This window comes from Pseudoalteromonas sp. Isolate6 (genome assembly GCF_022398435.1).
In the GTDB taxonomy this organism is placed as follows: domain Bacteria; phylum Pseudomonadota; class Gammaproteobacteria; order Enterobacterales; family Alteromonadaceae; genus Pseudoalteromonas; species Pseudoalteromonas galatheae.
On sequence record NZ_JAKEVK010000193.1, the window covers coordinates 1 to 8,827 of the forward strand.

An 8,827-nucleotide genomic window follows, 5' to 3' on the forward strand; every position below is an offset into this window, starting at 1 on the left:
TAATTCCATTATTCTGCACGCATTAAAACTGACGTTGTCATGGAGAACAATATGTTAAGAATGTTTTCTGGAATTGTGTTGGCTACTTTACTAATAGGTTGCCAAGAGCAAGCAGAACAAGCCCCAACAGAAGCCCCTAACCGACCGGTTAAGATTCACACGGTTTCGGATCCAAATAGCAGCACACTCCGCAGTTTCCCAGCTGAAGTGGTGGCAAATCAAGGCTCCTATCTTGCCTTTCGTGTGAATGGCGAACTCATCGAGTTTCCAGTTCTTGCAGGACAGGATGTGCAAAAAGGACAACTCTTGGCAAAGCTTGACCCCGAAGATTTCAATCTACAATATGAACAACGTAAAGCCCAATTTGAGCTCGCTAAATCGCAGTTATCTAGAATCAAGCCATTGTTCGAAAAAGGCATCGCCACTAAAGCTGAGTTTGATAAAGCTAATGCAGACAAACAGGTTGCCGAGTCTGCTTTTAAAATTGCTAAAACGAACCTTGAATATAGCGAACTAAGAGCGCCATTTAGCGGCACTGTCGCTAAGGTATTTGTGAAAAATTATGAAAACGTGGTTGCAAAACAAAACATCTTGCGCCTTGAAACACGCGATATGATGGATGTAATTATTCAAGTGCCTGAACGAATTGTGGCTCGCGTGGATAAAGATTCAGATTATAAGCCGACGGTTGTTTTTGATGGCTACCCAAGTAAATCTTATCCTCTCACCATCAAAGAATGGGATACGCAAGCAGATCCTGCAACCTTAACCTACAAAGTCGTATTTAGCCTTCCAATTCCTGAAGATTTCAATCTATTTGCAGGTATGACGGGCCATGTGTATGTTGACCCAAGTAAAATTACTAACAGTGAAAACACAGCAATCATAGTGCCCAATCAAGCAGTTTTCTCAGATAAAGAGCAAAGTGCTAATAGTAATAGTTACGTTTGGGTATATCAAAGTGACAAACAAACCGTCACCAAACGCCAAGTTACCGTTGGCGAACTTAATCACTCTGGTATCGAGGTGTTGTCGGGCCTTAAACCCGGTGAAGAAATTGTAGCTGCCGGTGTACATTATCTACAAGAAGGCGCAAAAGTGAGACCTTGGACTAAAGAAAGAGGTCTGTGATATGAGTTTAGCCAAATGGTCAATTGAAAATAAGGTTATCAGCTGGATGTTTGCCTTACTCCTACTTATTGCAGGAGCGGTATCCTATTTGGGTTTAGGCCAGTTAGAAGATCCTGAGTTCACATTAAAAAAAGCCATGGTCGTGACCATGTACCCGGGTGCCTCACCACAGCAAGTGGAAGAGGAAGTCACCTTTCCGATTGAAAATGCAATCCAATCTTTACCCTATGTCGACTACGTTACCTCCATTTCTTCCCCGGGAAAGTCACAGATCACCGTTGAAATGAAGAGTAAGTACCGTAAGAAAGACTTACAGCAGATATGGGATGAGCTTCGCCGTAAAGTCAATGATTTAGCACCTAAATTACCCCCAGGTGTTATGTCTCCAAGTGTTATTGATGATTTTGCGGATGTGTATGGTGAGCTGTATGCTATCACTGGAGAAGGTTATTCGTATGACGAGTTAAAAGACTATGTTGACTTCTTAAAGCGTGAGTTAGTGCTTGTTGAAGGTGTCAGTAAAGTTACGGTAGCGGGTGAGCAACAAGCGCAAGTAATAGTTGAAATATCCACACAGAAATTATCGCAACTAGGCATTCCGCCCAGCCACATCTTTTCGCTTCTTCAAGCACAAAATACTGTTTCTAACGCGGGAAAAATTCGTGTTGGCGATGAATCTATTCGTCTTCACCCCACAGGGGAATTTACGGATGTCTCAGAACTTGAGGGATTACTAATCTCAAAACCTGGTGCCAAAGAGCTTATTTATTTGGGTGATGTCGCCAAGGTAACACGTGAATATGCTGAAGTACCTAGCCATATTACTCGCTTTGCTCAGCAGCGCGCACTGTTGGTTGGCGTATCCTTTACCTCTGGCGTCAACGTCGTTGAGGTAGGTAAAGAAATAGAGCATCATCTACAGCAACTAGAATATCAACGTCCGTATGGCATTAAGGTCAACACAGTTTACAATCAGCCTACAGAAGTTGAGACCTCAGTTGACGGTTTTATCATCAGTCTTTTAGAGGCCGTTGCCATAGTAATTATCGTTCTGCTTATCTTTATGGGTGTAAAAAGTGGCATATTGATCGGTGGTATTTTGCTTATTACTGTGCTGGGTACCTTTATCTTTATGAAGATATTTGCCATTGATTTACAACGTATTTCATTGGGTGCTTTGATCATTGCATTGGGTATGTTGGTCGATAATGCCATTGTCGTGACTGAAGGTATTTTAATCAACATTAAACGAGGTCAATCTAAGATTAAAGCAGCTGTTAACATTGTTGAACAGACAAAATGGCCGCTTCTTGGTGCAACTATTATTGGGATCACTGCATTTGCACCGATTGGATTAAGCTCAGATGCCAGTGGTGAGTTTGCCGGCTCTCTATTTTGGGTGTTGTTAATTTCATTACTACTAAGCTGGGTCACGGCTATCACATTGACTCCATTTTTTGCCAATTTGATGTTTAAAGGACCTAAACAAAAGTCATCAGATACCAACGAAGAAGAGGACGACCCTTACAAAGGAGTGATATTTACAGTCTATAAATCGATGCTGACCTTCTGTCTTAAAAATCGTGCTATTACCATTATTGCTATGATTTTACTTTTGGTTGCTGCCGTAGTTGGCTTTAAATCCGTTAAACAGTCATTCTTTCCGGCTTCGAATACACCGATGTTTTATGTTGATTATTGGCATTACCAAGGTGCAGACATTCGAAGCACAGCGCAGAATGTAGAAAAGATCGAATCATTTTTACTGGACGATCCATTGGTTAGCGAGGTAACCACAACTATTGGTCAAGGCGCGCCTCGGTTCATGCTGACTTACTCACCAGAAAAGCAATACGATGCTTATGGTCAACTCATTGTTCGTGTGAAAAACCGAGAAGCAGTGATAACAATGATTGCTAAGCTTCGCGAGTATGAACTTAAACATGAGCTTGATGGTAGACTGAAGATTAAACGAATGGAAATCGGTCCTTCTACAGATGCGAAAATTGAAGCTCGCTTCTCAGGCCCCGACCCGGTTGTACTGCGTCAACTAGCAGAGAAAGCAAAGGATATTTTTAGCCAAGATGATCGCGCTTTTAATATCCGCGATAACTGGCGTCAGAGGACCAAATTGATCCGTCCGCAATTTAATGAGTCTAAAGCCCGTAGATTAGGGATAAGTAAGGCTGATTTAGATCAGCTATTACTTACTTCAGTATCAGGTAACAAAGTAGGTTTATATCGAGATGGTACACAATTACTACCGATTATCGCTCGCTCTCCTGAGGATGAAAGGCTCAATGTTGAAAATCTTGGTGACTTACAAATATTTAGTCCCGTACTAAATGTTTATGTCCCAGTTTCACAAATTGTTGATAAATTTAGTGTGACTTGGGAAGATAGCTTGATAATGCGCCGTGACCGTAAACGCACTATCACTGTAATGGCGGATCACGACGTTATCGGAGACGAAACTCCGGCTAAATTATTCGCCCGAGTGAAAGCTGATGTCGAAGCCATAGCACTTCCTCAAGGTTATGAAATGCAATGGGGCGGTGAATATGAGAGCTCAACAGATGCGCAGTCAGCTATTTTCGGCTCCTTACCGATCGGTTACTTAGCCATGTTTATGATCACTGTGTTGCTCTTCAACTCAGTTAAGAAACCTTTAGTTATCTGGTCTACGGTGCCACTCGCAATTATCGGGGTAACGGCAGGCCTGGTACTATTACAAGCACCATTTAGCTTTATGGCGCTGTTAGGTTTACTAAGTCTGTCCGGCATGCTGATTAAGAATGGTATCGTACTGATGGACCAAATCAATATTGAGATAGAGTCTGGTAAATCTCCTTACCAAGCAGTGTTTGACTCAGGTGTTAGCCGTGTAAGACCCGTATCTATGGCAGCCATTACAACCATACTAGGCATGATCCCACTGTTATTCGATGTGTTCTTCCAATCAATGGCAGTAACCATTATGTTTGGTTTGGGTTTTGCGACCATACTGACATTGATCGTCTTGCCAGTACTTCACTGTGTCTATTTTGGTATAAAACAACCTGCAGACTAAATTGCTAACGTAGGTCCGCTAACAAAAAGCCCCTTAACACTGTCAAGGGGCTTTACATTCAAAACATTTTTTATTTCATTTACCACTTTTATTTAAAGATAAAGTGCCTTTAACTCTTTTTGCTGGCTTTTTACCTTCGTTAGGATTTTCTCTTCTAGTATTGTTACTCGGCGTTTTATTCTTATTTCTCGCTTTGGAGTTTCCAGCAAAGCCGTCTCGATTACGATTATCGGTATCGACTTTTCTATTTCTATCACCGTAAGAACGTTTGTTTTGCTTCGGATTGTCACCTTCACTCGATTCTTTTCTAGGTTTATCAAACTGCCTTCCCGCACCAGCACCAGCTGATGCTTCTTGCGTTTTACTCGACGACTCAGTGGCTTGATTAATCGCCCGCATTTCGCTGTCGTTAAGATGACGCCACTTACCAGAACTAAGCCCAGTAAGATCGATATTCATGATCCGAATACGTTTAAGATGTGTTACTTCAAATCCTAGATATTCACACATTCTACGAATTTGACGATTTAAGCCTTGGGTCAACACAATAGTAAATGATTTAGCACCGGTTTTATGGACTTTACAAGGCTTTGTGACAGTGCCGAGGATTGGAACACCTGAGGACATACGTTTTACAAAACGCTCATCAATGGGTCTATCGACCACAACCTCATATTCTTTTTCATGGTTATTGCCAGCACGAAGGATCTTATTGACCATATCGCCTTGGTTGGTCAAGAAAATTAACCCTTCGGATGGACGGTCCAAACGACCAATTGGGAAAATACGCTCAGGATAGTTAATCGCACTGACAATATTACTTTTGATTTTACGCTCGGTAGTACAAGTTACACCGACAGGTTTATTATAAGCAATAAATACGGCCTTTGGCTTTGCCTTCAGAGGCTTACCATCAATGATAATAGTGTCGGCATCAGACACTTTGGTGCCCATTTCTGGCAGAATTCCATTTACTTTGACACGGCCTGAGGCGATTAAGTCATCAGCTGCTCGACGACTGCAGAATCCAGTTTCACTGATGTATTTATTGAGGCGCTTTTGCTCTGTCACGATACAACCACTTTGAGTAAAAACCCGTATTGTAATCGCTTCAACCGCTTTACACTACTGCATTTCTACTTTTGCAAACTTTTTCTTAATAGCTCAGGAGAAAAATGATACTGCTCTTTAGGTTTTCCTCTGAGACTCATTGCCTTGTAATCAATAGATTGCCAGTTTTTCGCTGACTTTACCCAGCGATAGTCTGCTAGATTTTCCTTAGTGATCAAACTTAGGTCGAAAGCAAGCTCGGTGTGATTCTTCCAAAATGGATGCCCATAATAATGATCGTACACCGAAATCAACGCCCAAGCCCCCATCATAAAATGGCCACCAACGGATGCTTGCATCTCATTATGTTCAATAAGGTCAAAAGTATCCGACAACCAATCAAACCCTCCAAATACGATTTTTGACGTGCTTGATGCAGCTGCGGTGATAGCCCCCATCGCCATCAAATCTGACGCACACCAAATAAGGTTTGTTTTTGGATAGCGTGCCAATAGCTTTTTTGTTTTATCAAATGCTTGTTCTTTTGACCAACCTGCGTATACAGTTTGCTGAACAACCACGCCAACTTCATCAAAAAATCGCTTTGCACCGTTGCTTCTAATGTCTGACTCTGTGCCATAGTGACCATTAATAGCAATAGGATAAATTGTCTCATGACCGTTAGTTTTAGCCTGTTGGTATAGTTGCTTAGCCAAATCGTAACCAGCCTGGTCATTATCGTGATGCACTTCCCCAAGCCAATACTTATAGTGTTCTTTTGGGTTACCTATTGCGAGCCTTTCTGGGCCAGAAATCGTTTCTTCTAAAGTAATATGGTTGATCCCATACTTTTCCAAAAGTTTTAGGCTTTCTTCGGCCCCACCGGGATAATTAATGAGGATGACGTAATCGGGCGTGGCACGATAACTCAAATATTTTTTAAGTTCAGCGAGCTGAATAATTCGATTCCCTTCTCCATAGATCACATCTAATCTAATATCGAATTGATCCGCTGCCGCTTCTGTAATACCTTGAACGCGCTGCCAAAATGGCTCCCCAGGCACAGAAGGGTTAACAAACAAGACATTTAAAGACTGCTTAGCATCAATACTAAAACACACCATCCATAGCACTAACCCAATTAATACTCTTTTAATCATAACGGGCTCTTCGTAGCACTAGTACCTTCAATAACTTTTCAAATGGACCTTGCTTAAACAGCTTACAATATATCACCGCAAGGGCTAATTGAATTATAGACGCAATTATAAATGCCGAGAAATAATCCGAACGATCCCAAGTACTGATAGCGCTTGGGTTTATAAAATAAAAATAACTTACAAACACAATTGACTGGAGAAGATATAACGAAAGCGCTAGACGCCCAACACATTGGAGACTCCAAAGCTGATGTTTTGCACCTCGCATTGCAGCCTTAATTACAACGACGTAAAACAACGCAACCGGTACTGCAAGGATCCAATCTAATCCTTCAAAAAACTCGACGCCTAGTTTACGCTCAAGAACAAAGCCGACAAATGACAAAATAATAGCTACAACGGCAAACAAATTAATTTTATGAACGGGTTCAGTACGCGCTAAATCAAACATACCACTTCGATATAAGCGCATACCGAGTAGCATTAACCCTGCGGTGTACCACAAAGTAATTACCGGAATGAGCAAACTGATAATGACAAAATAAAGTCCATTTAAGGTTAGCAGTTCCAAGTAGTTTGCAGGTATCTGCTGCAAGAACTCGAGGTAGATTTCTGAACTTCTATTTATTTGTGGCTCTGGATCAATTAACAGCAATAAACTAATAGCAATAGAAGGAACTAAAATAAATCCTATCGCATAGCGATTTAACTTATTGTTGCTCGCATCTACAAAGCGTAGTGCAACGAAACCGCTAAGCGCATAATTAAATAAAATATCTCCCGGCCAAATCAACACACCGTGCACCACACCAAAGACCATTAGCCATGTTAGTCGATGCCTTGCAAGGCTATGACCATCTGACTTTGCTGTCTGAATGCATAACGCCGCTCCAAATAGCACTGCAAATAAGCTTCTGAATCGACCATCAAAGAAAATACTATTAACCATTGCGAAGAACGGATCAAGATAGTGGGCTGTTTGGGCTGGTACATAGCCCAACTCAAAATTGGCCATATGTACCATATTCATGGAAAGCAAGCCAAGTAGCGCGAACCCGCGGATCGCATCCATCGCAATAATTCTATTCATCAATACACACGGTTTTTATACATATCAGCCCAGTTTATCGCAGCAGCATGAAAATCAGGAAGGTTTTCGTCTTTGTAGTTTAGATAACTGCACGCATCCTGCAGCGTCCACCAGCTCCCAGACTCATAGGCTCTGACGATATTTAAAATATAATATAGCGTATTGGGTTTGCCTATCAAAGCATCATGGAGCTGCTCAGGAAAAGGTAGTTTGTTTACAACCTGCTCCATCGGCCTATCAAGAATAGCATCGAGCAGGGAAAACAAACCCGTCATAAAACTCATATTGGTAAGTCCCGGCGAGATTTGCTGTGCGATAAGCTCACAAAATCGCGAACGAACGATAGAAAGGCGTGTTAATTCTGTCGGCTTTCCCTCAGCTACGTGAGCAGTCATAATTAAGTTTACAAACTTTTTAACACGCTCGTTTCCTAAATATACCAAGGCTTGTTTTAAAGATTCAATCCGACTCTTAATTGGAAATACCCCGGAGTTGATTAACCTGAGCAATTTATACGCAAGCGCTGTGTCTTGGGCAAACAATTCGGCTAGTCGTGTAATACTCATATTTGGTTTAAGTGCTTCTTCATAAATAAGCATGACAATCACATAATTAATAGTAATGTCTTTTTGCTCAATCATCTTTGGTTTTGCAAAGAAGTAGCCTTGAAAGAACTGGAATCCCATCTTTTTAGCTTGCTCGAACTCTTCTTCGGTTTCGACTTTTTCAGCGAGTAGCTTGATGTTCTTTCGTTCTTTGATCATATCAATCACTGGTACTATGGTGTCCAGCGGATTTTCCATCACGTCAAACTTAATCAGCCGCACAAGCTTTAAGAAAGGCTCCCACTCTCTTGAGTATTGAAAATCGTCAAGGGCAAGTCTGAAGTTACTATGAAATAAGCCTCTTATTCGCTCATAATTTTGCTTTGTTGGTGGAATAGTCTCCAATAGCTCCAATATCACATCATTTGCTGGGAGAAACTCACACAGCTCCTGACGTAACGAGTCTGGACCAATATTAATTAGCGCTTTCTTTCCCGAAGTGAGATATCGCATGCCGAGGTTAAGTTGATTATTCATTATCAGCCTGGCTGTCGCTGCATCATCTGCAATATTTGGAAAGCTATTTTTTACACCATCGCGAAACAACAATTCGTATGCAACAACTTGTTTTTTACGATTAAATATGGCTTGGCGGGCCACAAAAACCTTCAAACAAAAACTCCTTCGTACCCAAAGTGAACGATCACACTTTTGGTTTAGCAATTTTTAGATTTTAACCCTTTATGATGATAAAGAAAATCAACCTAAGCTATTAAGAATC

General features: G+C 41.3%; 6 protein-coding genes. 2 read left to right on the forward strand and 4 right to left on the reverse strand.

Going from position 1 to position 8,827, the window contains the following annotated elements; genetic code table 11:
* Nucleotides 1-51 precede the first annotated feature (51 nt).
* Both L1D50_RS18855 and L1D50_RS18860 read left to right on the forward strand, forming a co-directional pair.
* Complete coding sequence (locus L1D50_RS18855) at nucleotides 52-1,131, forward strand: efflux RND transporter periplasmic adaptor subunit (protein ID WP_239966598.1); 1,080 nt, start codon at nucleotides 52-54, stop codon at nucleotides 1,129-1,131.
* 1 nt (nucleotide 1,132) lies between these two features.
* The gene (locus L1D50_RS18860) at nucleotides 1,133-4,201 is read left to right on the forward strand and encodes an efflux RND transporter permease subunit (protein ID WP_239966599.1); all 3,069 of its coding nucleotides are present in this window, start codon (nucleotides 1,133-1,135) and stop codon (nucleotides 4,199-4,201) included.
* 75 nt (nucleotides 4,202-4,276) lie between these two features.
* On the opposite strand, the gene rluF is transcribed toward L1D50_RS18860, so the two are convergent.
* The 4 genes from rluF to L1D50_RS18880 all read right to left on the reverse strand — a co-directional run bounded on the left by rluF (nucleotide 4,277) and on the right by L1D50_RS18880 (nucleotide 8,718).
* On the reverse strand, nucleotides 4,277-5,272 hold the full coding sequence (gene rluF, locus L1D50_RS18865; RefSeq protein WP_239966600.1) for a 23S rRNA pseudouridine(2604) synthase RluF: 996 nt from the start codon (nucleotides 5,270-5,272) through the stop codon (nucleotides 4,277-4,279).
* Nucleotides 5,273-5,337: 65 nt separating this feature from the next.
* The gene (locus tag L1D50_RS18870) at nucleotides 5,338-6,411 is read right to left on the reverse strand and encodes an ABC transporter substrate-binding protein (protein ID WP_128726585.1); all 1,074 of its coding nucleotides are present in this window, start codon (nucleotides 6,409-6,411) and stop codon (nucleotides 5,338-5,340) included.
* Nucleotides 6,404-7,501, reverse strand: a complete 1,098-nt coding sequence (locus L1D50_RS18875) for a DUF418 domain-containing protein (RefSeq protein WP_239966601.1) — start codon at nucleotides 7,499-7,501, stop codon at nucleotides 6,404-6,406. The genes L1D50_RS18870 and L1D50_RS18875 overlap by 8 nt, the downstream gene beginning before the upstream one ends.
* Nucleotides 7,501-8,718, reverse strand: coding sequence for an HDOD domain-containing protein (locus L1D50_RS18880; RefSeq protein ID WP_128726586.1), 1,218 nt, complete (start codon nucleotides 8,716-8,718; stop codon nucleotides 7,501-7,503). The genes L1D50_RS18875 and L1D50_RS18880 overlap by 1 nt, the downstream gene beginning before the upstream one ends.
* Nucleotides 8,719-8,827: the final 109 nt, after the last annotated feature.

Coding starts and splice junctions, on each gene's coding strand:
- L1D50_RS18855 (WP_239966598.1), top strand. CDS start 52: ATGTTAAGAATGTTTTCTGGAATTGTGTTGGCTACTTTACTAATAGGT.
- L1D50_RS18860 (WP_239966599.1), top strand. CDS start 1,133: ATGAGTTTAGCCAAATGGTCAATTGAAAATAAGGTTATCAGCTGGATG.
- L1D50_RS18870 (WP_128726585.1), bottom strand. CDS start 6,411: ATGATTAAAAGAGTATTAATTGGGTTAGTGCTATGGATGGTGTGTTTT.
- L1D50_RS18875 (WP_239966601.1), bottom strand. CDS start 7,501: ATGAATAGAATTATTGCGATGGATGCGATCCGCGGGTTCGCGCTACTT.